Raw genomic sequence first — 23,823 nt, 5'->3', positions numbered from 1 at the left:
GGTGATCTTCGCAAGGCGTTGTCAGTCGCCGTGCTGCTGGGTCCAGGCGTGGGTGGCGACCTGGACCGCGTCGTACGGGCTACCCAGGGGCGGGGTGTAGGAAAGGTCGAGGTCTTCGACGTCGCTGACGGTCATGCCGTGGTGGATCGCCGTGGCGAGGACGTCGACGCGTTTGTGCACCGAGCTGTCGCGGTGCCCGACCAGCTGTGCGCCCAGCAGCCGGCCGGTCGTCGCGTCGCCGGTGATGCGCAGGTGGATCGGGCGGGAGCCGGGGTAGTAGGCCTTGTGGTCGTCGGCGACCGTCTCGTGGGTGACGGGGCGGAAGCCGACGGCGTCGCGGTCGCGGACGCCGGTGCGGGCGATCGCGAGGTCGAACACCTTCACCACCTGCGTGCCCAACGAGCCGGCGAACCGGCGGGCGGCGCCGAGTGCGTTTTCCCCGGCGACACGGCCTTGTTTGTGCGCGGTGGTGCCCAACGGCAGGTAGGTGTCGGTGCCGAGGAGGCGGTGGTAGGTCTGCACGCAGTCGCCGGCGGCGAAGATGTGGTCGACGGTGGCGCGCATCCAGCGGTCGACGGCGATCGCGCCCCGCACGCCGAGCTTGACTCCGGCAGTTTCGGCGAGCGCGGTGTCCGGGTGGACGCCGACGACCACCAGCACCACGTCGGTGGTGCGGATGAAGCCGTCGCTGCCGTGCACCCGCAATCGGCCCGCGTGCCGTTCGACGCGGTGCACCGTGGTTCCGGTGTGCACGTCGACGTCGTGGGCCCGAAGTTCGGCGCGCACAAGAGCACCCAACTCGGAGTCCACAGTGGACAGAACTTCGGGAAGCGTTTCGACCAGGGTGACCGCGATTCCGCGGGCGCGCAGTGCATCGACCATCTCCAAGCCGACGTAGCCGGCACCGACAACCACGGCCGACTCCGGCTGACGGGCCAGGGTGTCGGTGAGGGTGAAGGTGTCCTCCATGGTGTGCAGCAGGTGCACCCCGTCAGCTGGGCCGAGCGTGTCGATCCCTTCGATGCGTGGACGGATCGGGACCGCGCCGGTGCCGATGATCAGCTCGTCGTAGGGCAGTTGGTGGCGGCCGTCGTGGTCCACGACGGTGACGGTGCGGGCGAACGGGTCGATGCGGGTCGCGCGGGTGTTCAGCCGCAGGCCCAGACCCGCGGTTTCGAGGTCGGCGCGGGTGCGGTGCGCGAGAGCGCGCCAGTCGGGGACCTCGCCGGAGACGTGGTAGGGGATGCCGCAGATGGAGAAGTTCGGGTAGGCGTCGGCCACCACGAGCGTGGGCCGCACGTTCGTGTCCAGTTCCTGGATGCGCAGACCCGCGCTGATCCCGGCATCGCTGCCGCCGATCACCAGCACGCGGGTCATGGGTGTTCTCCTTCAGCCTGCGGGGTCGGATCGGCCCAGCGCCGGCGCAGCCACAGGCTCACGTACACAAGGCCGACGAGCACCGGTACTTCGATCAACGGCCCGACCACCCCGGCCAGCGCCTGCCCCGAGGTCACCCCGAACACCCCGATCGCGACGGCGATGGCGAGCTCGAAGTTGTTGCCCGCGGCGGTGAACGCCAGCGTCGTCGTGCGCGAATACGAGAGCCCCGCAGCTTTGCCCAGCAGGTAGCCGCCGCCCCACATGATCGCGAAGTAGGCCAGCAGCGGCAGCGCGATTCGCGCGACGTCCAGCGGGCGCGAGGTGATGTTGTCGCCCTGCAGCGCGAAGAGCATGACGATGGTGAACAGCAGCCCGTACAGCGCGATCGGCCCGACCTTGGGCAGGTACTTGCCTTCGTACCAGGTGCGGCCCTTGGTCCGTTCCCCGATGCGGCGGGACAGGTAACCGGCGGCAAGCGGGATCCCGAGGAAGATCACCACCGACAGCGCGATCTCCCACGGAGAGAACGAGATGCTCTGACTTTGCAGGCCCAGCCAGCCGGGCAGCAGGTCGAGGTAGAACCAGCCCAGTACCCCGAACATGATCACCTGGAACACCGAGTTGAGCGCCACCAGCACCGCGGCGGCTTCGCGGTCGCCGCAGGCGAGGTCGTTCCAGATGATGACCATGGCGATGCATCGGGCGAGGCCGACGATGATCAGCCCGGTGCGGTACTCGGGCAGGTCCGGCAGCAGTAGCCAGGCCAGCGCGAACATCAGCGCCGGACCCAGAATCCAGTTCAGCAGCAGGGAGAGCACCATCGTGCGCTTGTCACGCGTGACGGTACCGACCTTGTCGTAGCGGACCTTCGCCAGCACCGGGTACATCATCAGCAGCAGCCCGAGCGCGATCGGCAGCGACACCTGCCCGATCTTCACCGCGTCCAGCACGCCTTGCAGGCCGGGAATCACACTGCCCAGCAGCAGCCCGAGCGCCATCGCGACGATGATCCACACGGGCAGGAAACGGTCCAGAAAGGACAGTTGGCGCAGGACATCGCCCTCGGCCGGTGTTGTTGTGTTGTCAGCGGTCTGGGTCACGGACCGGGCCTCCAGAAGTCGGGACGGGGATGTCAGGCGTCGAGCAGTTCGGCCATCAAGGCGCGGACACGGCGGTCGATCTCGTCGCGGATCGGGCGCACGGCGTCCACGCCCCGGCCGGCCGGGTCGTCCAGCGGCCAGTCCTCGTAGCGCTTGCCAGGGAACACCGGGCACGTGTCGCCGCAGCCCATGGTGATCACCACGTCAGACGCCTCGACGTCCTCTGTGGACAGCTTCGTCGGGATCTCGGCGGCGATGTCCAGCCCCCACTCGGCCAACGCCTGCGCGGCGGCCGGGTTGACCTTGTCCGCCGGCTCCGAGCCCGCCGAGCGGACCGCGACCCGGCCCAGGGCGTGGTGCTGCAGCAGCGCCGCCGCCATCTGCGAACGGCCGGCATTGTGCACACACACGAACAACACTTCGGGCACTCGGGTCACCGTGTTTTTCCTTTCAGCACAAGGGAACGTCAAGACGACAGCTCGCCGAGCAGTCCGCGCACGCGGGCATCGAGCCCGTCGCGGATGTGGCGCACCACCGCCAACGGCTGCCCGTCCGGATCTGGCACATCCCAGTCGAGGTAGCGCCGGCTCGGGTAGATCGGGCACGCGTCGCCGCAGCCCATCGTGACCACCACGTCGGCCGCGCGGACCACCTCGTCGGTCAGCGGCTTCGGGTACGCGCACGTCAGCGAGATGTCCAGCTCGGCCATCGCCTCCGTGACCACCTCGGGAATTCCGCGCGACGGCCGTGAGCCGGCCGAGCGCACCGACACCCGCCCGAACGCGTGGTGATCCAGCAGCGCTGCCGCCATCTGCGAACGGCCTGCGTTGTGCACACACACGAACAACACCTGCGGCACCTCGACCCGCACCAAACCCGTCGCGCGCCCACGATCCAGCAGCCGCTCCCGCGCGAACCGGGCCGTGAGCGTCGGCAGATGGGTCTGCACCGTCGCCGTCGCCTCCAGCAACGTGTACGACTCGTGCACGAACCGGGCGACCATTTCCCGCGCGAACGTCCCGCGGAATCGGTCGGCCAGCTCGTCCACGATCCGCTCGACCTGGGCGTCCGCCTCGTGCGCGGGCAGGCCCCGAGCAGGCTGCACCATGACGCTCTCCTTGGATTGACTTATCTCGATCCAAGTGAACGCGATTGGATCGAACTTTGTCAATCCACGCGGTATGGTCAGATGGGAGACACGCACGACACGACGGGAGGGCGCATGACGGTCGAGCACCGGACCCCGGTCCCGGTCACCCTTCTGCTCGCCGAGCCCGCCGCCGTCGTCGCCGAAACCGACGCCAGCGACGCGGCCAAGCTCTTCAAAGCCCTCGCCGACCCGCTGCGCATCCGGCTGGTGTCCCTCATCCGCCATTCACCCGGCGGCGAAGCCTGCTTCTGCGACCTCGCCGAAGAGTTCGACATGCCCCAGCCGACGCTGAGCCATCACCTGCGCGTCCTCGTGTCCGCGGGCATCCTCACCCGCGAACGCCGAGGCACGTGGAGCTGGTACAGCCTCGTCCCCGAGCCGCTGGAAACACTTCAGGCACTGCTACGGGCCGGCGGCCCACTGGTGGACCGCATCGCGCCCGTCGACGGCTCGGAGCGCGCGCGCCGCTGCTGACAGCGTCCCGACTTCCGCACCGGAATCGAGAATCTCGGAGGGTGCGGTCGCGATCGTCGCGTGGTTGCACCCTTGAGCGCATCCGAGGGCTCGTCGGCCGCCGCGAGCTTGGCCGCGTTGTACTCGCACGCGGCAGGGAAACCATCTCAGCTCTTGATGAACTCCAAGATATCGGCGTTGAGTTGTTCAGCGTGGGTGACGTACAGGCCGTGCCCGGCAGTGGGATATTCCCGGTAGACGGCATGGGGCACCAGTTTCCGGGTACGACGGCCGGTGACGTCGATGGGTGCGGACTGGTCGGCCACTCCGTGCACAACCAGCGTCGGAATGGTGATGTGACGCAGGTCAGGGCGGAAATCGGTGTGGAAGTTCGAGTTGAACATCGCGGCCGTCGCGAACGGCGATGGCGACAGGCAGCGCCGGATCTCATGCTCGATCAGTGCCGGTGAGACGTCGTTGCCCAGATGCGTGGCGAAATACCCCTGCGCTCGATCGGCGAACCACTTCGGCCGGTCCTTGCGCAACTGTGCCAGCGTCGCCTCATTGAGCGCCTCGGGAATTCCCTCGGGATTGTCCTCGGTCAATTTGAGGTACGGCAACGTCGACGCCAGGAACGCGACACGGGAGACCCGCTCCTCACCGTGCCGGGACAGATAGCGTGCGGCCTCGCCACCGCCGGCCGAGTGGGCGACGAGCGTGATGCCGCGCAGGTCCAGATGCTCGATCAGAGCGGCCAGATCGTCGGCGCCGGTGTCCGCGTCGTAGCCGGAGGAGGGGCGGTCGGAGCGGCCATGCCCCCGCCGGTCCAGCAGGACACACCGGAATCCCTGTTCCACGAAGAACGGGACCTGATACTCCCACATTCCGGCGTTCAGAACCCAGCTGGAGACGAACACCATCGGCGCGCCCGCACCGTAATCCTCGTATGACAGGCGGGTCCCGTCACCGACGTCGAAGAAAGGCATTTTCAGCTCCTCACCATTGGTTTATGACCCAATGTTCGCTGAAGCCGAGAGGCCAGTCGATTACCTGGCAGGTAATGATTCCTGCGGCTGGTCCCGGGCCTGGCGGAGCCTGACGAATACCGCGGGTTCGGTCGAACGGCTGCAACGGGCCAAAGCCGCCCGTGCCGGACTCGGTCGGGCGGCACTGTTCTTAAGCTCGGCCTGGTTTGAGTGGGGTGAGCTGCTCGATGTCGTGGCGGAACCGCAGCGCTGCGATGGCGGGCTGGTCGGGAGGCCCGTCGGCGGTGAGTAGCTCGGCGAGTTCGCGCAGGTACCGCTCGTGGCCGGCCGGCGTGACGAGGAAGAGCATCCTGGCTGGTGCCGGGCAGGGGTTGGCGAAGGCGTGCGGACAGCCGGCGGGCACGTACATCAGGCTGCCCGGACCGCCCCGAACGACTCGTTGGCCGCCGGCGGACTCCCAGCGTTGCCAGTCGCCCGCGGTGCGAATTCGCGGCTCGAATGCGAGCAGGTCGAGTTCGCCCTCGATGATGTAGAACAGCTCTTCGGCCTCACCGTGCCGGTGCGCGCCCACGTCGAACCCCGGCCCGACGTCCGCTTCGAACACCGACCACCGGGCCGACTGGTCGGCACCGACTTTGAGTGTCATCCCAGCGGAAGTGATCGACTGCCCGGATCCGCTTGGCAGCACCAGTCCATCGGTCATCTCGTCTCCCCCACCGACTGGAAACGTCGAGGTCCCACCCCTGCTTCGCTCTAGGCGCCCGACCGTACAGAGTCGCCGAAGACAGCGCCGTCGTTACGCCTCGGCAACCACCCTGCTCGCGCTCACTCCTATGTCCGACGGCGGACTGCGCACCGACCCGGTTCCGAAGCCACCGTCCAACACCGGCTTCGGCTACGGCGGTGGCGCCCCGCCACCACTTACAACCCACTCCTGCGATCCTTCTCGGTCGCAACGGCGGAGGCGGAGAGGAGCGTCGCGGCGGAGAGGCTGCTCCAGAGGGCGGCCGAGCCGTGGGAGGCGAGCGCGGTGATGGCCGCCGGGGAGACGGCGAGGCCGAAGCCCGTGGAGAGCTGGAAGCGGGCGAGGGCGCGTCCCAGGACAGGGGCCGGGGCGAGGGCGGTGACGAGCGCGGTGGCGCTGCCGGCATAGATGATCTCGCCGATGGTGCAGACCACGGACACCGCGGCGATGGCAGGGGCGCCCCAGCCGTGTCCCAGTGAGGTGGCCGCGAGGAAGCCGAGGTAGGACGCCGTGAGTACCACGCCGGCGAGAGTCAGCACGGTCCGCCTGGGGAAGCGGGACAGCAGGACGGTGACCGGAACCTGCAGGGCGACCACCAGCACCGTGTTGGCCACGAAGATGGCTGCCGACCACACCGGGGATGCGTGCAGCTTTGTCACCAGGACCAGCGGCAGCGCGATTTCGGGGACGTTGAGGCAGAAGACGTAGACCACGTTGGCGGCCAGCAACGCGCGCATCCGAGGTGCGGGCTCGCCGGCCCTGTCCTCGGCCGGATCAGCGGCCGGATGTGTGCGCAGGTGGACCGACCAGGCCAAGGCTGCCGCGGCGAGATAGGCGAGCCCGGTGACGGCTGCCAGCGCTTGCAGTGCGTTGGTGCCGCCCGTCAGGCAGGCGGTGGCGAGGAGGCCGCCCACGCCCAGGCCGGCGTTGCGCAGGGCGCGGCCTCCCGCAAGCGCCGCGTCCCGTTCCCGGCCGTGGGCGACCGTGGCCACCAGGGCCGCGTGGGCGGCCGGCCACGCCTGGTTGCCGATGCCGAGGAAGAGCGCCGCCGTCGCGAACAGCCAGACGTGCCCCGCCGGGGCGGCCAGCAGCAGCGCCACGCCCAGCACCCGCACCAGCATCGACGCTGCCACGACCGTGCTGCGGGCACCCCGGTCCAGCCAGCGGCCGACAGCGGGCATGCACACCAGACCCGCGACGGCGCCGACCGTCATGGCGATGCCGGTGACGGGCGGGGAGAGCCTGAGCACCGTCACCCCGTAGAGCAGCAGAAAGGGCCGCAGCAAGCCGGTGCCGAGCGCGTCCACGGCCAGGGCGACGGCGTAGCGGGGGCCTCCGGAAGCCCGGACGAGGGCACGCGGCTGGATCTTGGTGGTGGTTCCCATGGCGTCAACGGTGCGTCGCGTCTTCCAGCTCGCCACGTCGGTTGACGGACACCGTCAATCGACTCGGTCGCCGGCCATCCGACCAGCGATGATGGGGGGATGACGTTGAGGATCGACATCGGAGGTCTGCCGTCCGGGCGACTGCGGTTCGCTGCCTCCCCGCTGGCCGAGCTGACCGCGATGCTGCACGTGCTGGCCGAACCCGGGCATCACCCGCGGCTCGCCGGCTGGGCCGCGGACGTCTGGGCTGGGCTGCGGCCGGAGCTGGCCGAGCGGCTCAGGGAGGCGGAATTCCTCTGGCGTTCCTCACGAGCCGACTTCCTGGTCCCCGCTCGCCCCCGGCCGACCCTCGCCGAGGAGCTGGACGAGGTGGACCGGATCGACGACGAAACCTATGTGAACGCCGCGCTCATCACCACGTGCGGCAGCAACCGGGTCCACTTCGCCGCGCCGTCACCGCTTGCCGACGCGACGGCGCGACGGCAAGCCCTGGACCGCGCCCAGGCCCGCGGCGCGCTCCAAGAGGCCTTCGCGGAACGGCTTCTCGCGGACCCCACAGCCGTCCGGGCGCGGGTGCGCCACACCCTCGAACAGTGCGGCGAAGCCTTCTTCGACGCCGCCTGGACGGGCATCACCGCGCGGCTCGCCAGCGACCTGCGCCTGAAGAACGACCTGCTGAAGCGCCAGGGCATCGGGGCGGCACTCGCGTCGGTCTCCGGCGCCGTGACCCTGGCACCGGACGGCAACTGCATCATCGTGGACAAACTGCAGGACAAGACGACCACCGCCCACGGCACTGGGATCACCTTCCTCCCCAGCGTCTTCGGCCGCCCGCACCTGGTGGCGATCCACGCGCCCGGATGGCAGCCGGTGGTGCAGTACCCCGTGGCCGAGGCGAGCCCATCGGAGCCGGTATCGCTGGAAACGGTCACCCTACGGCTGGAGGCACTCGCGCATCCGGTACGGCTGCGGCTGCTGCGCACCCTGGCCCGCGGCCCGCACACCACCGGCGAGCTGGCCCACGCCTGGGAGCTTTCTCCTCCGGAGGTCTCCCGCCACCTCGCCGTCCTGCGTCGCGCGGGCCTGCTCACGACCCGCCGGCACGGTCGTTACGTCCGCTACACCCTCAACCTCCCCGATCTGACGGCGCTGGGGGCCGACCTGCTGGCGGCCGTGCTGCGCTGAGCAGCCGAGGTACGGGAGCGCGAAGCCGAGGAGCTCACACTCGGCGGTGCCGCGCCGCTTCGCGTTGTCGAGGGCCGGTCCGGCGTTCCTGAACAGAGCATGGGCCGACCCGCGCGCACCCGCGCCTCAAGCCTCCACAAAGGAGGGTCAGGGCACAAGTTCCGCGTCGTGGCCGTAGATCCAAGCGTTGGCGGCCAGCGGATCCTGAGCGGACAACGACGCGTCGCGGGCTTGCTGGTCCGGCCCGTCGGGCAGGTGGTTGAGGTGGGCGCGCTCGTGCGACGCCGTCTGGAGCCGGGCGGTGCGGGCGCGGCGGGCGGACTCGTAGCGGCGCAACGCGCGGGCCGGTGCGGTGGCATCGGCCGCCAGGCACAGCGCGAGAGCGGCCGCGTCTTCGACCGCCTGCGCGGCGCCCTGGGCGAAGAACGGGAACATCGGGTGCGCGGCGTCGCCGAGCAGGGTCACCGGGCCGTGGCTCCACTGCGCGAGCGGGGCGCGGTCGAGCAGTGCCCAGCGGCCCGGGGTGCCGGCCGCGTCGATCAGCTCGCGCAGCCGCGGGTCCCAGCCCTCGAACTCGGCGGCGAACTCCTCGTGGGTCGCGGTGGCGCTCCAGGATTCGACGACGTCCTCACCGGCCGGGGCGAACGCGACGATGTTGATCAGCCTGCCCGCCGAGATCGGGTAGTGGACGAGGTGGTGGTCGGGGCCGAGCCAGAGCGTGTGGGCGTTGCGCAGCGCGAACGCGGGCGCGTCGGCGGCCGGCACGAGGGCGCGGAAGGCGCAGTGTCCCGAGAACGTCGCGGGTGACGGCCCGAGCAAGGCGTTGCGGATGGTCGAGTGCACGCCGTCGGCACCGATCACGACGTCGGCGGTCGTAGCGGTGCCGTCGGCGAACGACAGGACCGCGCCGTCGTCGGCGATCTCGACGCCCACGCACTTCGCGCCGAGCCGGAGCACGTCCGGCGCCACCGCGGCCCGGACGACGCTCAGCAAGTCGGCGCGGTGCACCGTGTATGTGCGCTCGCCGTAGAGCTTTTCGCACGACTCGGCGAGGTTCTCCGCCGACAGCACGGTCCCGTCCGCCCAGCGGCGGAACTCCCACCCGACGTCGATCGCCACGGCTCGCGCGAGCAGTTCGTCCAGGACACCGAGACGGCGCAGCAGGCGCACGAGGTTCGGGCCGGCGACGAGTCCCGCCCCGACCTCGCCGAGCTCGGCGGCCTGCTCGTAGACCGTGCACGCGAGCCCCGCCCGGCCGAGGAACGCGGCGGCGGCCAGTCCCCCGATTCCCCCTCCGACGACGGCGATTCGCAGTTCAGGCACCGGCGTTGCCTCCTTCGTTGGGTGTCGATGAGCATGACCGCACGCTAGGCCGTCGAGGAACGTCGATGTTCATCCAATGGACATCGACGTAGGCTGCGAGCACCATGCCGCGCACGAACGAGCCCGGCCGAAGCGTCAGCTCGCGGCTGTTGCAGGTGCTGTTCACCTTCACGCCCGAGGACAGCGCACTGACCCTCGCCGACCTGACCCGCCGCACCGGGCTCCCGCACGCGACGGTCCGGCGGCTCGTCCACGAGCTCCTCAGGGCCGGCGCCCTCGACCGCACCCCGGACGGCCGGTTCACCGTCGGCCTGCGCCTGTGGCAGCTGGGCACACTCGCGCCGCTGTCGGTTCCGCTGCGCACGGTCGCGCTGCCGTTCCTGGAGGACCTGCACGCCGCGCTCCACCAGCACGTGCAGCTCGCCGTCCTCGAGGGGCACGAGGCCGTGGTGATCGAGCGCTTCTCCGCGCGCGACGCCGTCGACTTGGCCTCCCACGTCGGCGGCCGGTTGCCGCTGCACAGCTCGGCCGTCGGCAAGGTGCTGCTCGCGCACGCCGGCCGGACGCTGATCGAGGCCTACCTCGCGGCCGGGCCGGCGCGGTTCACCGCGCGGACCGTGACCGACCCGGCGGACCTGCGGGCCGAGCTGACGGCGTGCCGGCGGTCCGGAAGCGCCATGGTGCGCGGCGAGATGACCGAGGACGCGGACTCGGTGGGCGCCCGCATCACCGACGGCCACGGCCGGGTCGTCGCGGCGCTCTCGGTCGTCGTGCGCACGGGCTCGCTCGACCTGGCCACGGTCGTCGCGCCTGTGCTCGCCAGTGCGTTCAGCATCTCGCGCCGCCTGGGCTGGCGGCCCGGGATCGGTCTGCGCGACGCCGACCTCCCCATCCCGGGCGCCGGGCGGCCGGCCCTTCGAGACGCCGATGAGCAACCCGGTACCGTGCCGTACCGATGACCGTGAACCTCGCCCGTCCGGTGCTGTCCGGCAGCCGCGCCGCTGTGCGCGAGAACTGGGTCGGCCGGCAGGTGCGGTTGCGCGAGATCCGCCCCGACGACCGGCGGGCCCTGGTCGGGTTCGATCGCGACGGTGGCGGTGGTTACCGGCACTGGGCGACGCACCGGGCGGAGGTGGCCGGGTCCGGCGGGGATCGCCACCTGGCGATCGAGACGCTGCACGGCCGGGCGCTCGTCGGGTCGATCTGGGTCCGGACGGACCCCGCGGCGAGCCGGTTCAGCTACGGCGTCGGGATCGGCGCGCAGCACCGGCGGTGCGGGTACGCCGAAGACGCCGTCACCACGCTGCTCGCCGCGATGTTCGGGCCGGCCGGCTACCGCAAGTGCGAGGTCAGTGTCCACGGCCGCAACTTCGCCTCGCTCGCGTTGCACGCCAGGCTCGGGTTCCGCGAAGAAGGCCGGGTGCGCGACACCGAGGCGCTCCACGGACAGATCACGTACCCGGTGCTGATGGGTCTCGGCGCGGACGCGTTCGCCGCTCGGCGCCTGGACGTCGCCGACAGCCCTTGGACCGGGCGGCACTCGCGGACCCGGCGACGCGGGCGGCACTGGCGTACTCGCGTCCGGTACTGATCCCGGCGGCAGACCGGGCCGCCGGGAAACGCGACTCACGCCGACTGATCGCGTCTCGTCAGAACCACAAGGGAACCCCTCCCCCTCGCTCGGCGAGGATGACGTGGCAGACCCGGCCGCCGTCGGACGGCGGCCGGGCAGGCAACCACGTCAGTGGCCACCCGTGTCCACGACGTAAATCTGCTGCGTAGTGTCGCGTTGACCCCGAACAGCGTTACGGTCCGTGACGAAAGCCACGAGGCCCGCGGACACCGCGGGGTAGGTCGCGTTGCCCGCTTTCGTGAGCTGTACCGGAGCCGACCAGCCGGCCGGCGTGAGGCGCGCCGTGAAGACCTTCCAGCGCCAGTCCGTGGCGCGGGAGTCGTACCAGACGGCGCGGACGGTGCCGTCCGGGTCGTGGCTCAGACGCGGGCGCTGGCTCATCGCCGCCGACTCGAGGGCGAACGGCGTGCCGGCCGACCAGGTGCGGCCGTCGGCGGAGCGGGCCGAGCGCAGGGACAGGTTCGCTCCCGAGCTCTGCAAAGCGCCGCTGTCCCAGGCGACGACGAAGGCGCCCGAGTGGTCGACGGCCGCGCTCGGGTGGCGGTCGGCGCGGTCGGTGGCGGCGCTGACCTGGGCCGAAGCGCCCCAGCCGCCGCGGGTGCCCGCGCGGGTGGTGGCGAGGATCTGCCAGTTGTCCGGGTCCGTGCCGCCGGACGCGGCCTGGCCTGCGGGCGGAGTGTGGCCCGTCCACAGTGGATCCGGGTCGAAGCGGTCGTCTTGCCACGCAACGAGAATGCGGTCGCCGTGGCCCACCGCGACGGTCGGGAACACCGAGGCCGGGTAGCGCGGCGAGCGGGCGTCGACGGCGCGGTTGCCGGCGCTGACCGTCTTGCCCGCGGCCGAGAGGTTGACCGGCTTGCGGTCGACGCCGACCACCTGGGCGTAGACGTCGAACGCGCCGGCGGTGTTGTCGGCCCAGGTGACGACGGGCTGTCCGCCGGAAAGCAGCGCGATCGCCGGGTGCACGGCGCGGCCGGTGCCGGCGTCGAGCCGCACGGCAGGGCCGAACAGCAGGCCGCCGGTGCTGCTGTGGCGCAGGTAGATCGCGGGACGGTGGGGCTGCTCGTGGCCGCGCTCGTCCTGCCAGACCACCCACACGTCGCGCCCGGAAGCGGCGACGCGCGGCGCCGTGGCCGTGCCCGAACCGCTGGAGAGCTCGACCTCGAAGAGACCGAAGCCGCGCCGGTCCACGCGCTTGTAAACGATCCGGCTGCGGCCGTCGGAATGCCGCTGCGCGACCACGTGCACGTCGTTGCCGGCGACCGCGACGTCGGCGAACCCCGTGAACTCACCGGTCCCGCCGAGCACCGCGGTCGCGTTGTCGTGCCCGGATTGCATGGCGGGCAACGGGATCTCCGGCGCGGGCGTGGCCACGCGGCCGACGGAGACGAACACGGGTGACGTCGCCGCGCGCAGCTGGTCGGGCAGCGTCGGGTCGGCGTCGGCGCCGGACGCGCTGCCGGGCGAGCGCACCTCGGCGCGGAACCACACGTGGTCGCCGGACAGGGTCAACGGCAGAGTGCGGGTGTCGTCGTTGCCGCGCACGGTGGTGTCCAGCAGGGCCTTGGCCGAGCGGCCCGGCGTGCCGTACACGAGCAGGTGTGTCCCGGCGCCCTGGCGGACCCGGACGCGCAGCGCCGCGCGCCGCGGCAGCTTCCGCGAACCGACCACCGTCTCGTCGCCGCCGATGGCCTCGAACCGGCCGTCGCCGTCGAGGTCGGCTTCGATCGTCACGAACGGTCCCGACACGCCGGAGGACACCGTGGTCCGGCCGGCCTTCAGCGCGTCGAGGATCGAGCGGACGCTGCGGTCGCCGGCGAACACGCGCGTGGCCGGCTGGCCGGGGCCTGCAATGTCCCACAGCTCACGGAAGTGGCAGTCGCTGGCGGCGGTGACGCCGGTGACGTAACCGCGGTTCCAGCGCGTCTCGGCGAAGTCCATCTGCGCGTCGGGGTTCGTCGAGACGTTGAGCACCTCGATGTTGTGGATGCCCTGCACGCTGGCGTTGTCGTTCGGCCCCGCCGCACGGGTGTACTCACCGTCGTCGGGGTGCGCGATGTGCCACACCGCGTCCTGCGAACGAGCGTCCCAAATGGACTGCTGCACGTGCCGGAACGCCGCCGAGCCGGGCGGGTTCGCACCGTCGACGACGTTGTCCACCGCGCCGAGCACGATCGCGTGCGGCGAGCCGTTGGCCTCTTCGCCGGGAATCAGCAGCAGTCGTTCCGACGTCCACTGTGGATCCCAGTGCTGGTCGTACGTGCGGTGGTCGGTCAGCGGCAGGAAATCCAGCCCGGTCTTCTCGGCCTGGCCGATCTGGTCGCCGACGGGCAGGTTGCCCGGCATCGCCTGCTTCGACGTCTGGCGCGGCAGGCTGCCGTCGGCCGAGTGGTCGTCGTGCACGTGCGTGTCGCCGACGAGCCACTGGCCCTTCGGTTCGCCACTGCCGAAGGGAAACCCGCCGAGCGGGAGTCCCTGGGTCGCAGCGACGGCCGGCGTGGCCACGAGGCCGGACGCCGCGATCGCGCCGCCCGCCACCATGAACTGTCTTCGGGTGAGGCCCATCTCTGTCCTTCTTCCGGGCACCGGCGCCGATGGTTCGGCGCGGTGGAACTCAAGGGAATTCAGGGGAGGGAAATCCCGTGCACGACACCGTTCTGATCGCCGACCACGAGGGTGCGGCCGTCGATCACCGGGCGGCCGAAGGTGTAGACGAGGCTCTGCTGCAGCCAGCCCAGCCGGGCGCCGTCGGCGAGCCGCACGCCGATCACCTTGCCGTCGACGGTCAGGACCCACGCCGTGCCGTCGCTGATCGCGACACCGGCGTTGAACACGCGCAGCGCGAGGTTCGTCGTCCACAACGGTTTCCCCGTGGCGAGGTCCACGCGGGTCAGCACACCCCACTCCGTGGTCAGCAGCACACTGGTGCCGACGATCAGCGCGGGCGCGTACATCGCGCTCCCGGCCACCGTCCAGCGCAGCGCACCCGTGGCCCGGTCGAGCGCGATCGCACTCGAAACCGTGGCCAGGACGACCACGTCACCCCCGAGCGCCACCACGGCGTCCCACCCGCTGTACAGCGCGACCCGGTTCTCGACACCGGACACCATCTGGTAAGCCCACAATTCCTTGCCTGTCCGCGCGTCGTGTGCCCGCGCGTAACCGTCGGCCGCCGAGGTGTACACGCGCTCGCCGTCGCTCGCGGCCTGACCGGACGAGAACCCGCGCGCGGGCACGGACCAGCGGCGGCGGCCGTCGGTCCCGACCGCGAACAACGCCTGTCCGGCGGAGAACACGATCTGTTCGTTTCCGTCCACAGTGGAGACCAGTGGCGCGCTGACGACCGGAGCCTTGGCGTCGAACGCCCACACCCGCCGTCCATTCCGGACATCCAGCGCGTACAGGTGGTGGTCGGCCGAAGGGACGAAAGCCAGCGTCCCGTGTACCGCCGGACGCCGGTACACCGGGCCGAGCTGCGTACGCCACTCACGGTGGCCGCCGCGCCGCAACGCGGTCACCTCACCAGCCGACGAAGCGGCGAGCACCAGGCCGCTGCGCGCGTCCGCGAGGGTCACGCCGCCCTGCACCGAACCCGAGAGCTGCTGCTGCCACCGGTCGACGGGGTCGCCGGCCACCGCGGGCACCGTGAACAGCGCGACCTGCTCCCACCAGCTGCCGTCGGCCGCGTTCACGCGCACCTGAAGCCGCTGCCGCCCCGGCGCCAGCGCCGAGACGTCGACGCTGCCGGTCCAGCGGTCGCCCGAACCCGCGAGCGGCTGCCACGCGCCGGGGCTCGTGCCGCCGAATACAGCCTGCGGGTACGGCTGCACGCCGACCTGCGGCGTGGCCGACGCGCGCACCTCGACCGGCAGCGAGCCGCCGGAAACCTTGCCCACGTGGACGTATCGCGGCCGCTGCTCGCGACCCTGCCCGCCGCCGGTCAGCGGCACGGTCGCGAACGGCGCCTCGGTGTCGGTCCCGTCCGCAGCGACGGTGACCCGCCGCACGTCGAGCACGGCGGTGCCGTCGGCGGCCGTCGTTTTCTCGGCCCAGTAGTAGATCGGGCCGTTGCGCACGGCGTTCAGCGTCACCTGCGTGAGCCCGTTGAACCGGGTGACGTCCTCGCGGTGCACGTGGCCCGCGATGACACCGCGCAGGTTGTGCTCCGCCAGCACGTCGAGCACCGCCGGCTGGTCGTCGACGTAGTAGAACTGGTTGCCGAACGGGAAGTGCTGGAACAGCACCACCGGCGTGTCCCGGTGCACGCGGCTCAGGTCGCGCTCGAGCCAGTCGAGGCCGGCGCGCCCGTAGTGCCCGGGCTCCTGCAGCACCTGCGTCGGGTCGAAGCCGACGAAGTGGACACCGCCGGCGTCGAACGAGTACGGCGTCGGGCCGAAGTGGCTGTGGAACTCCTCCTTGGCCGACGGGTCCCACCGCGTCTCGTGGTTTCCCGGCGAGTAGTGGATCTTCCCGCGCAGCGCGGCGGGCAGCACCTTGCCGTACTGCTCGTACTCGTCGGGCAGGCCGGTGTCGGTGATGTCGCCGCAGTGCAGCACGAGGTCGGGGTCACGGCGCGCTATCGAGGCGTACACCTGCGTGAGCCAGGTGGTCGACTGAGGGCTCGTGGTGTTCACGTGCGTGTCCGACACGGCGGCGAACGTGAACTTGCGGCCCGGCCGGCCGGGCGTGGCGCCCGCCGGCGCGGCGCCGAGCAACGTGGCCAGCGCCGGAGCCGCCACCGCCCCCGCGGCGAGCCCGAAAAACGCCCTTCGGTGCAATCCATCGTGCCGGCAGGGCTCGTCGACCATCGGGTTCCTCCATTCGAGAAGCTGAACCCTCAAACCTTCACCCGTTCGGGTAACGCCGATCTGACGCACCGACATGGGGAGGCTGAACGCCGGACCAAGCTCTGCCGGCGTCGTCGGTGTTACTGATCCGGCCAAAAGCAGGCCGACCCCCACGCGCCACGTAACCGTTGCTGCGAAGCCATTCGGCCGTGACTGTGGTCGGATTAGTAACGATCGGCACAGTACGTGAGACTGATCGCGTTTTTGGCGCGATCCACCGACTCCTCGGCCGCCGGACCGCCGGGGTTCTCCGTCGCCAGCGCCTGGTTCGCGGCGACGAACGGCCGCAACCGGGTCTCGTAGGCGGCGAACGCGGCTGTGTGGTCGTCGTGGCGGGCGAGCTCGTCGGCGAGCACGTACGCACCGACGAGCGCGAGGCTGGTGCCCTGGCCCGAGAGCGGCGACGCGCAGTAGCCCGCGTCCCCGAGCAGCGTCACCCGGCCGGCACTCCAAGAGTCGAGGTGGATCTGCTGCATCGCGTCGAAGTAGAAGTGGGGCGCACCGGCCATTTCAGACAGCAGACGCGGCACCTCCCAGCCCGTGCCGGCCAGCTGCTTCGCGACAATTTCCTTCTGCGCCAAAACATCGCGGTGGTCGTACGACAGCGGCGGCGAACCGAACCCGAGCGTGACCCGCAGTTCGGTGTTGTCCCGCACCGGATAGACGGCGCCGCCGGTCTCCGCGTCGCGGAACCAGACCTGCCAGTTGTCGAGGCCGAGGACGTTGGGCGCCGGGAAGATCGCCAGGTACTGCCCGAGGTGCTGCGCGAACCGCTCCTCCGGGCCGAACGCCAGCCGCCGGATGGCGGAGTGCAGACCGTCGGCGCCGACGACGAGGTCGAACGTGCGGAAGCCGCCGCGCTCGAACTCCACGCGCACGCCGTGCTCGTCCTGGTCCAGTGCGGTGACGGAATCGTCGAAGATGTACTCGACGTCGTGCTCGGTTGCCTTGTACAGCAGGGAAACCAGGTCATCGCGGACCAGCTCCACGTCGGGGCTGTCCAGGCGGCCGCTGCTGTAGGTGTGCTCCTCCGAGCGGAACAGCTCGGTGCCGGAACCGTCCACCACGGACATTCCGCGCATCCGCGTCCGCATCGCGCGCACCTGCTCGCCGAGCCCCATCCGGTCGACCACGTCGAGCGCCACCCCGCGCACGTCGACCGCCTGCCCGCCCTCCCGCAGGCCGGGCGAGCGCTCGACCACGGTCACGGAGAACCCGGCCCGGTGGAGCCAGTAGGCCAGCGTCGGGCCGCCGATGCCGGCGCCGGAGACGAGGACGTTACGCATGGTTTCCTCCAGGTGTTCGTCGTATCCTCACGGACCACACACTGGCTTCGGCCAGGCAACCATGCCAAAACTGACCTAGTACAAATGGTCAGCTGTACTGGTACAGATCGGAGCCGGGGATGGCCGAGCAGCGCTACCTGGAGATCGCCGCGGAGCTGCGCCGCCGGATCACCGACGGGGAGCTCGTGCCGGGCGCGAAGGTGCCGTCGACACGCCGGATCGCCGTCGAGTGGGGCGTCGCGACGGCCACCGCGGCCAAGGCGCTCGCCGCGCTCGGCCAGGAAGGGCTGGTGCGAGCCGAACCGCGGTCCGGAACCGTCGTCGCAGGCCGGAAGGCCGAGCCGAAGGCCCGCCCGCGGCCGCCGGGCCTCTCGCGCGAGCGGGTCGTGCGGACGGCCATCACGATCGCCGATGAGGAGGGGCTGGCCGCGCTGTCCATGCGGGGAGTGGCGGCGCGGCTCGGTGTCGCGGCGATGGCGCCGTACCGCTACGTCGCCGGGCGCGACGAGCTGGTACTGCTCATGGCCGACGCGGCGTTCGGCGAACGCGGTTACCCCGCGCGCCTTTCAGGCGACTGGCGAGCGCGGCTCGAGCTCACCGGGCGCACACTGTGGTCGCTGTACCGGCGGCACCCGTGGCTCGCGCAGCTGTCGCCGATCACGCGGCCGTTGCCGCTGGCCAACCTGGCCACGCACGCGGAGCAGGCGCTTTCGGCGCTCGACGGCTTCGGCCTGTCCGCGACGCAGCTGTGCGACCTGCACGTGCTGTTCTTCAGCTACATCCAGGGCATCGCCATCCACCTCGAACGCGAGCGGCACGCGGCCGGCACGTCCGGGCTGACCGAGGACGAGTGGCTGGCCACTCAGGCGCCCGGCCACACGGCGATCATGGCGGGCGGCCGCCACCCCGTCTTCACGCGGATGCTGACGACGTTGGAAGAGGACGGCTACGACCTGGATCTCGACGAGCTGTTCGAGCTCGGCCTGCGCTCGCTGCTCGACGGCGTCGCACTGCGGCTGACATGAGAAGGCCGGCATGAGAAAACGCGCCCACCCCCGGGGGAAGAGTGGGCGCGTTTTCGGACCGAGGCGTCAGTCCGCGATCTTGAGCACGACGCGGATGTTGGCCTTCGGCATGTGCTGGTAGGCCTCCTCGGCCTTCTCCAGCGGGAAGACCTCGTACACCGGCCGGATGCCGCGCAGCACGGAGAAGTTCAGCGTGTCCTCGCTGTCGCGGGCGACGCCGCTGTACCAGCCGGAGAGATTCAGCCGGTAGTCCGCCAGCGTGTGGCCGGTGACCTGGATCGGGTTCTGGCCTTCGAGCACGATCACCTGGCCGTTGGGGCGGATGCCGTTCATCAGCTCCGACTGCATCTCGGCGCGGTCGACGGTGCCGAGGATCACCGACGCGCCACCCATCTTCTTCAGGGACTCGCCGACACTGCCTTCGTTGCTGTCGATGTACTCGTCCGCGCCGAGCTTGCGGGCCAGCTCTTCCTTGGTGCGGCCGCGGTTGATCGCGACGGTGCGGAAGCCCATTTTGTTGGCGAACTGGACGGCGAGGTGGCCGACGCCGCCCACACCCTGCACGGCGACGAGATCGCCGGGGCCGGCCTTTGCATGGCGCAACGCGTTGAAGGCGGTGATGCCGGCGCACATCAGCGGCGACGCCTCTTCGAACGAGAGGCCTTCGGGGATACGGGCGACCGCGTCCTCAGGGGCGACCATGTACTCGGCGTAACCGCCGTCGAAGGACGTGCCCGTGATCGTGCGGCTGTCACAGTTGACGAAGTCACCGCGGCGGCAGTACTCACACGTGAAGTCGACGCCACCGGACCAGCCGACCCCGACCTTGTCGCCGACCTTCCACAGGGTCACGGCGTCGCCGACCGCGTCGACGACACCCGCGATCTCGTGCCCGGGCACCCGCGGCAACTTGGTGCCGAACAGGGCCATCCGGGGGATGATCTCACCGCCGCACACGCCGCACGTGTGCACCTTCACCCGCACCTGGTTGGGCTTCGGCTCGGGGATCGGCAGTTCGACCTGCACGAACGGGCCGCCCGCTTGCTGAACCTGAGCCGCGCGCATTGTCCCTGTCATTTTCCCACAATTCCTTTCGGTGGTCAGTGCATTCCGCCGTCGCAGACGAGCTGCTGTCCGGTGATCAACGCAGCTTCGTCTCCGGCGAGAAATGCCGTTACACCCGCGACGTCTTCCGTGGTGCCCAGTCGCCCGATCGGGACCATTTCGATCAAACTGCGCTTGTAATCGTCGTTGGCCGGGTCCGTGAAAATCCCCGCGCCGTCGATCGGGCCGGGCACCACCGTGTTCACGGTGACGCGGCGCGGGCCGAGCTCCATCGCGAGCACCTTCACGAGGTAACCGGTGGCCACTTTGCTGGTGCCGTAGAGGCCGACGCCCAGCTGCGGAACCGTCGTGGTGTTCGACGAGATGGTGATGATGCGGCCACCGTCGGCGATGCGGCGGGCGGCCTCTCGCAGCACGAAGTACGGGCCCTTGGTGTTCACCCGGAAGAGGAGGTCGAAGTCCTCTTCGGTGACGTCCGTGACGGGGATGTTGACCTTTTCCATGCCCGCGTTGGCGACGACGATGTCGATCTTGCCGAACTCGGCGACGGCCGCGTCGTAAAGGTCGACGATTCCGTCCACCTGAGACACATCGGCGGCGTGCACCAGTGCCTTCACACCGTGGGCCTCGGCCGCCTTTTTCACCTCTTCCGCGGCGGACGCGTCGCGGGAGTAGTTGATGACCACGTCGGCGCCCTGTTCCGCCAGCCGCAGCACGATAGCCCTGCCCAGGCCTTTCGACGAGCCCGTGACGAGGGCCACTTTACCGCTGAGATTCATAGGTGCTCCCCTGTGTCAATACAGCTATGGTCCGGCCGGGGTGCGGGAAAGGGAAACACCGGATCCTTGTGGTTGCCACAACGAACCGTTGTGACGAGGATCGTGCGGTGGACCTGAATCTGCGCCTGCTCAAAGCCCTCGAAGCCGTGGCCGACGAGGGCAGCATGACCCGCGCGGCCGGGCGGCTCATGATGACCCAGCAGGCGGTCAGCGGGCAGATCCGGCAGCTCGAGCGCGTGGCCGGCACCCCGCTGGTCCGGCGCCGGTCCAATGGCGTCGAGCTCACCGCGGCGGGGCAGGTGTTCCTGAAACAGGGGCGCGAACTGCTCACCGCGTGTTCGGCGATGGTCTCGGAAGCGCGGCTCGTCGGCTCGGGACTGTCCGGGCGGCTGCGGATCGCGTTCAAGGCGCAGAGCACCGCGCACTTCCTGCCGGACGTCGAGTCGTCGCTGCGCCGGGTCGCGCCCGACGTGGAGGTCGACGCCCTCGCGGTCCACACGCTGCCCGACGAGCTCGACGCCCTGGCCGCGGGCACCGCCGACGCCGCGTTCCTGTGGCTGCCCATCGGAGACGACCGCCGCTTCGTCACGCACTGGCTGCTCGACGAGCCACGCTGGGTCGCGCTGCCGCCGGGGCACCGCCTCGCCACGCGGGCGTCGCTGAAGGTGTCCGACCTGGCGTGCGAGCCGATCGTCGGGCCGCGCGACGGGATGCCCGAGGCGGTGGTGAAGTTCTGGTTCATCGACCCTCGGCCGGACGGCACCCGCGCGGTCTACGGGCCGCAGGGCCGGACGCCGGAGGAGTGCCTGCACCACGTGGCGGCCGGGCGCGGGTCGTGGATCGCGCCCGCGTCGACGGCCGCGTACTTCCCGTACCCGCGGCTGGTGTGGCGGCCGTTGGAGGACGCGACGCCGTTGGGGCTGGCGTTGATCTGGCTGCGGGAGAACTCGAACCCGCTGCTGGATCTGCTGCTGGAGGAGAGCAAGCGGGTGACGCGGCCGACGCCGGTGTGAGTCAGCCGGCCAGGACGGCGAAACTCAGCGCCGCCAGTGCGACGATCGCGGCCGCCAGCCTTGTCGCGATCGCGGTCAGTCCTTTTTGGACTGTGTTGCCCACCCAGTCTCTCAGGCGATGGCCTTGCCACAACAGGAGTGCCAGTACGACGAGGCCGGCGAACAGAAGCACGAACCAGCGTGGGGCGCCGGCCCAGTCGATGCCGTCGTTGCCGGCGAGGAGGACGGTCGCCGTCGAGGTACCGGTGTCGCGCGCTTCTTCGCGGACGGCGTTGACGGCGCCGACGACGACCAGGACGGCGATGGCGAGCGCGGTCAGCCGTCGGAGGATCTTGGTGGCCCGGCTTCTGCGGCGGTGCTTCTCGGGGATTTTCGCGACGTCGGCGACGAGGGCGATGGTGACAGTCAGGAGGACGAGACTGCCCAGGAGCCCCCACCACTTCACGGCGAGGCCCCAGAGGTGCGCCTCGCGCAGGCCCGGGCCGCCGCCGGCCCACCACGCCCAGGCGTCGACGAGGTCGATCTGCATCGGCGCCCTTCCGGTCGGTTCTCGCCCAGCGTAGGGACGTCTTCCGGGCGTCCGGCGGGCCGCGGCGAGAGTTCTCCCGGCCGCGACCGCCTCGTGATCGCGCTGGATTGTCGGGGGTGGCCTCTATGCTGTGCGTGTCCGGTTGATGACGGAGGGGGATCGGGCGTGGTTCACTCACCGACGCCGCAGGGGCGCGTGCTGGCTTTTGTGCTCGCGGGTGTTGCCGGGGTGTGCGAAGTGCTGCTGGTGTGGAATGAGGTCGCTGAGCTGAGCCGGCGTTTCGATCTGAATCCCGGCCCGTATTTCCACCTGGTGATCGCTTTGCTCGGCCTCGGCGTGCTCGTGGGCGCGGCGCTGCTGGCCGCGCGACGGCCACGGGTGGCTCGAGTGTTGATGCTGGGTGCGGTTGCGCAGGTGGTTCTCGCGGTGCCCGGGTCGATGCTGCTCTTGGGGATTCGGCGGTCGAGTGCTTTCGAGGACGTGTTCCTGCCGGCCGGCTTGGCGGCGGTGATCGCGGTACTGCTGTGGCTGCCCGCGGTGGCGGTGGCTTTGCCGGAGGTGATGCCGCGGTTCGCCGGTGGGCCGGGTTGGCAGCCGGGATACGGCGGGCCGGCCGGTTGGCAGGGTGCGGGGATGCCGGGGGCGGTTCCTGGGCAGCAGTGGCAAGGGGTTCCGGGGATGGCCGGGCCGGTGCCTGGGCAGCAGTGGCCGGGCGCTGGCGGGGCCGGCCAAGCCTGGCAGGGCGCGGTTCCGGGACAGATTCCCGGAGCCGCGATGTCGGGCCTAGCTCTCGGACAGCAGTGGCCTGCTGCCGTTGACCCCGGCCAAGCCTGGCAGGGCGGCGCGGTGCCGGGGCAGGTTCCTGGACAGGCGATGCCAGGGTCCGTTCCCGGGCAGCAGTGGCCGGGCGCTGGCGGGGCCGGCCAAGCCTGGCAGGGCAGCGCAGTGCCAGGACAGAACCCCGGACAGCCGATGCCAGGGTCCGTTCCCGCGCAACAATGGCCGGGCGCCGGTGAACCCGGCCAAGCCTGGCAAGCCGGCGCAGCGCCGCCCGGGCCGGCGTCGCAGGGGTCTGTGGCACCCGCTCAGGCGTGGTCCGGTGCCGTCCCGGCGCACGGTCAGCCCGGACAGCCTTGGCCGGGTTCGATGCCGCCAGGACAGCCGATGCCGGGTTCCGATGCGCCGGGGGCTCCGCAGCAGCAGTACCCACCGGCAGGGCCGTATCCGCCGGCGCCCCACTGAGCGATGTCCGGTCGGGGGCGGGAAAACCGGGGTTCGCCAAGCGGAGTGAGGCCTTAAGGTTCAGGACATGGGTCAGGTGCTGCCCGTCGAATTCAGTGACGGCGAGGTGCGGGAGCTCGAGCGACAGGCGGCCGCCGAGGGGCGGAGCCTTCAGGAGTACGTGCGGGAGACGCTGATGACTGCCGTGACTTCGCGGGCCCGCCAGCGCGCGACGGTGCTCGACCACGTGCTGGAAGCGAGCGCCGGCCTCAACGAGCGGCTGGCGCGATGACCGAGTACCTGACGATCCACGACTTGATGGTCGTCGCGCGCCGGGTGGTGCGGGGTGAGCTCGCGGTGCGCGACACGGGCATCCTCGCGGCCGCCGCGGCGCGCCCGCGCACGTCGGTCTTCGGCGAGGACGCCTATCCCGGCGTGTGGGAGAAGGCCGCCGCGCTCATGGAGTCGCTCGGCCGCGGCCACCCCCTCATCGACGGCAACAAACGCCTCGCCTGGACCGCCACCTGGTTCTTCCTCGGCCTCAACGACAAACCCCTCCGCACGCCCCTCGACGAGGACGCCGCCGAACCCTTCGTCCACGACGTCGTCCAGGGCCACCTCGACCTGCCCCGCATCGCCGCACGCCTGGCCGACTTCGCCTAGCCGCCCGGCAACGTCTCGCCGAGCAAGTCACCGACGTCGCCCATCGGCCCGAAGG

The 23,823-nt window shown here is 70.8% G+C and carries 23 protein-coding genes; 9 read left to right on the top strand and 14 right to left on the bottom strand.

Annotated elements, in window-relative coordinates; genetic code table 11:
• Positions 1-21: 21 nt before the first annotated feature.
• From AB0H62_RS33110 to AB0H62_RS33095, 4 genes are read right to left on the bottom strand one after another with little or no spacing between them, the layout of a single operon-like run.
• On the bottom strand, positions 22-1,377 hold the full coding sequence (locus AB0H62_RS33110; RefSeq protein WP_360590463.1) for an FAD-dependent oxidoreductase: 1,356 nt from the start codon (positions 1,375-1,377) through the stop codon (positions 22-24).
• On the bottom strand, positions 1,374-2,480 hold the full coding sequence (arsB, locus tag AB0H62_RS33105; protein ID WP_304504309.1) for an ACR3 family arsenite efflux transporter: 1,107 nt from the start codon (positions 2,478-2,480) through the stop codon (positions 1,374-1,376). Before arsB ends, AB0H62_RS33110 begins: the two co-directional genes overlap by 4 nt.
• Positions 2,481-2,512: 32 nt before the next feature.
• Positions 2,513-2,917, bottom strand: coding sequence for an arsenate reductase ArsC (locus AB0H62_RS33100; RefSeq protein WP_360590461.1), 405 nt, complete (start codon positions 2,915-2,917; stop codon positions 2,513-2,515).
• A gap of 29 nt (positions 2,918-2,946) precedes the next feature.
• The gene (locus AB0H62_RS33095) at positions 2,947-3,588 is read right to left on the bottom strand and encodes an arsenate reductase ArsC (RefSeq protein ID WP_255638401.1); all 642 of its coding nucleotides are present in this window, start codon (positions 3,586-3,588) and stop codon (positions 2,947-2,949) included.
• A gap of 114 nt (positions 3,589-3,702) precedes the next feature.
• On the opposite strand from AB0H62_RS33095, the gene AB0H62_RS33090 reads away from it, so the two are divergent.
• Positions 3,703-4,104, top strand: a complete 402-nt coding sequence (locus AB0H62_RS33090) for a metalloregulator ArsR/SmtB family transcription factor (protein ID WP_360590459.1) — start codon at positions 3,703-3,705, stop codon at positions 4,102-4,104.
• Positions 4,105-4,250: 146 nt separating this feature from the next.
• Here the strand turns inward: AB0H62_RS33090 and AB0H62_RS33085 are convergent, their stop codons facing one another.
• From AB0H62_RS33085 to AB0H62_RS33075, 3 genes are all read right to left on the bottom strand, one after another.
• The gene (locus tag AB0H62_RS33085) at positions 4,251-5,069 is read right to left on the bottom strand and encodes an alpha/beta hydrolase (protein ID WP_360590457.1); all 819 of its coding nucleotides are present in this window, start codon (positions 5,067-5,069) and stop codon (positions 4,251-4,253) included.
• Between the two features lie 190 nt (positions 5,070-5,259).
• A complete protein-coding gene (locus AB0H62_RS33080; protein WP_360590455.1) occupies positions 5,260-5,715 on the bottom strand; it encodes a cupin domain-containing protein in 456 nt (151 codons plus the stop codon).
• A gap of 275 nt (positions 5,716-5,990) precedes the next feature.
• A complete protein-coding gene (locus AB0H62_RS33075; protein ID WP_220243729.1) occupies positions 5,991-7,199 on the bottom strand; it encodes an MFS transporter in 1,209 nt (402 codons plus the stop codon).
• 99 nt (positions 7,200-7,298) lie between these two features.
• On the opposite strand from AB0H62_RS33075, the gene AB0H62_RS33070 reads away from it, so the two are divergent.
• Complete coding sequence (locus tag AB0H62_RS33070; protein WP_360590453.1) at positions 7,299-8,384, top strand: helix-turn-helix domain-containing protein; 1,086 nt, start codon at positions 7,299-7,301, stop codon at positions 8,382-8,384.
• 147 nt (positions 8,385-8,531) lie between these two features.
• On the opposite strand, the gene AB0H62_RS33065 is transcribed toward AB0H62_RS33070, so the two are convergent.
• On the bottom strand, positions 8,532-9,707 hold the full coding sequence (locus tag AB0H62_RS33065) for an FAD-dependent monooxygenase (RefSeq protein ID WP_360590451.1): 1,176 nt from the start codon (positions 9,705-9,707) through the stop codon (positions 8,532-8,534).
• Positions 9,708-9,811: 104 nt separating this feature from the next.
• On the opposite strand from AB0H62_RS33065, the gene AB0H62_RS33060 reads away from it, so the two are divergent.
• Positions 9,812-10,666, top strand: a complete 855-nt coding sequence (locus AB0H62_RS33060; RefSeq protein WP_360590449.1) for an IclR family transcriptional regulator — start codon at positions 9,812-9,814, stop codon at positions 10,664-10,666.
• A gap of 71 nt (positions 10,667-10,737) precedes the next feature.
• Positions 10,738-11,298 carry a GNAT family protein gene (locus tag AB0H62_RS33055; protein ID WP_360590630.1) on the top strand — a complete coding sequence of 187 codons (561 nt, stop codon included), beginning with the start codon at positions 10,738-10,740 and terminating at the stop codon, positions 11,296-11,298.
• 150 nt (positions 11,299-11,448) lie between these two features.
• On the opposite strand, the gene AB0H62_RS33050 is transcribed toward AB0H62_RS33055, so the two are convergent.
• The 3 genes from AB0H62_RS33050 to AB0H62_RS33040 form a co-directional block, all read right to left on the bottom strand.
• Positions 11,449-13,905, bottom strand: coding sequence for a CehA/McbA family metallohydrolase (locus tag AB0H62_RS33050; RefSeq protein WP_360590447.1), 2,457 nt, complete (start codon positions 13,903-13,905; stop codon positions 11,449-11,451).
• A gap of 59 nt (positions 13,906-13,964) precedes the next feature.
• Positions 13,965-16,148, bottom strand: coding sequence for a PQQ-binding-like beta-propeller repeat protein (locus AB0H62_RS33045; protein ID WP_360590445.1), 2,184 nt, complete (start codon positions 16,146-16,148; stop codon positions 13,965-13,967).
• Positions 16,149-16,351: 203 nt separating this feature from the next.
• Positions 16,352-17,473, bottom strand: a complete 1,122-nt coding sequence (locus AB0H62_RS33040; RefSeq protein ID WP_220243736.1) for an FAD-dependent monooxygenase — start codon at positions 17,471-17,473, stop codon at positions 16,352-16,354.
• Between the two features lie 119 nt (positions 17,474-17,592).
• Between AB0H62_RS33040 and AB0H62_RS33035 the strand changes: the two genes are divergently transcribed.
• On the top strand, positions 17,593-18,498 hold the full coding sequence (locus tag AB0H62_RS33035) for a TetR/AcrR family transcriptional regulator C-terminal domain-containing protein (RefSeq protein ID WP_220243737.1): 906 nt from the start codon (positions 17,593-17,595) through the stop codon (positions 18,496-18,498).
• Positions 18,499-18,564: 66 nt separating this feature from the next.
• Here AB0H62_RS33035 and AB0H62_RS33030 read toward each other — a convergent pair whose 3' ends face one another.
• Together AB0H62_RS33030 and AB0H62_RS33025 are read right to left on the bottom strand one after the other, a co-directional pair.
• Positions 18,565-19,575: an alcohol dehydrogenase catalytic domain-containing protein gene (locus AB0H62_RS33030; protein WP_255638403.1), complete on the bottom strand. Its 1,011-nt coding sequence runs from the start codon at positions 19,573-19,575 to the stop codon at positions 18,565-18,567.
• A 23-nt stretch (positions 19,576-19,598) separates the two neighbouring features.
• Positions 19,599-20,342, bottom strand: coding sequence for an SDR family oxidoreductase (locus AB0H62_RS33025; protein ID WP_360590442.1), 744 nt, complete (start codon positions 20,340-20,342; stop codon positions 19,599-19,601).
• 107 nt (positions 20,343-20,449) lie between these two features.
• Between AB0H62_RS33025 and AB0H62_RS33020 the strand changes: the two genes are divergently transcribed.
• Positions 20,450-21,355, top strand: coding sequence for a LysR family transcriptional regulator (locus AB0H62_RS33020; RefSeq protein ID WP_220243739.1), 906 nt, complete (start codon positions 20,450-20,452; stop codon positions 21,353-21,355).
• Position 21,356: 1 nt separating this feature from the next.
• On the opposite strand, the gene AB0H62_RS33015 is transcribed toward AB0H62_RS33020, so the two are convergent.
• Positions 21,357-21,884, bottom strand: a complete 528-nt coding sequence (locus tag AB0H62_RS33015; protein ID WP_360590440.1) for a hypothetical protein — start codon at positions 21,882-21,884, stop codon at positions 21,357-21,359.
• Between the two features lie 165 nt (positions 21,885-22,049).
• On the opposite strand from AB0H62_RS33015, the gene AB0H62_RS33010 reads away from it, so the two are divergent.
• The 3 genes from AB0H62_RS33010 to AB0H62_RS33000 all read left to right on the top strand — a co-directional run bounded on the left by AB0H62_RS33010 (position 22,050) and on the right by AB0H62_RS33000 (position 23,768).
• The gene (locus AB0H62_RS33010) at positions 22,050-23,126 is read left to right on the top strand and encodes a hypothetical protein (protein ID WP_360590438.1); all 1,077 of its coding nucleotides are present in this window, start codon (positions 22,050-22,052) and stop codon (positions 23,124-23,126) included.
• A 67-nt stretch (positions 23,127-23,193) separates the two neighbouring features.
• Complete coding sequence (locus tag AB0H62_RS33005; RefSeq protein WP_220243741.1) at positions 23,194-23,397, top strand: hypothetical protein; 204 nt, start codon at positions 23,194-23,196, stop codon at positions 23,395-23,397.
• A complete protein-coding gene (locus AB0H62_RS33000) occupies positions 23,394-23,768 on the top strand; it encodes a Fic family protein (protein ID WP_220243742.1) in 375 nt (124 codons plus the stop codon). Before AB0H62_RS33005 ends, AB0H62_RS33000 begins: the two co-directional genes overlap by 4 nt.
• The last annotated feature ends 55 nt before the right edge of the window (positions 23,769-23,823 follow it).

Origin of the sequence: Amycolatopsis sp. NPDC050768, from assembly GCF_040654155.1 — a bacterium.
Lineage (GTDB): Bacteria > Actinomycetota > Actinomycetes > Mycobacteriales > Pseudonocardiaceae > Amycolatopsis.
The sequence above is the reverse complement of the archived record's forward strand: the minus strand, read 5'-3'. Positions and strand labels throughout refer to the sequence as shown.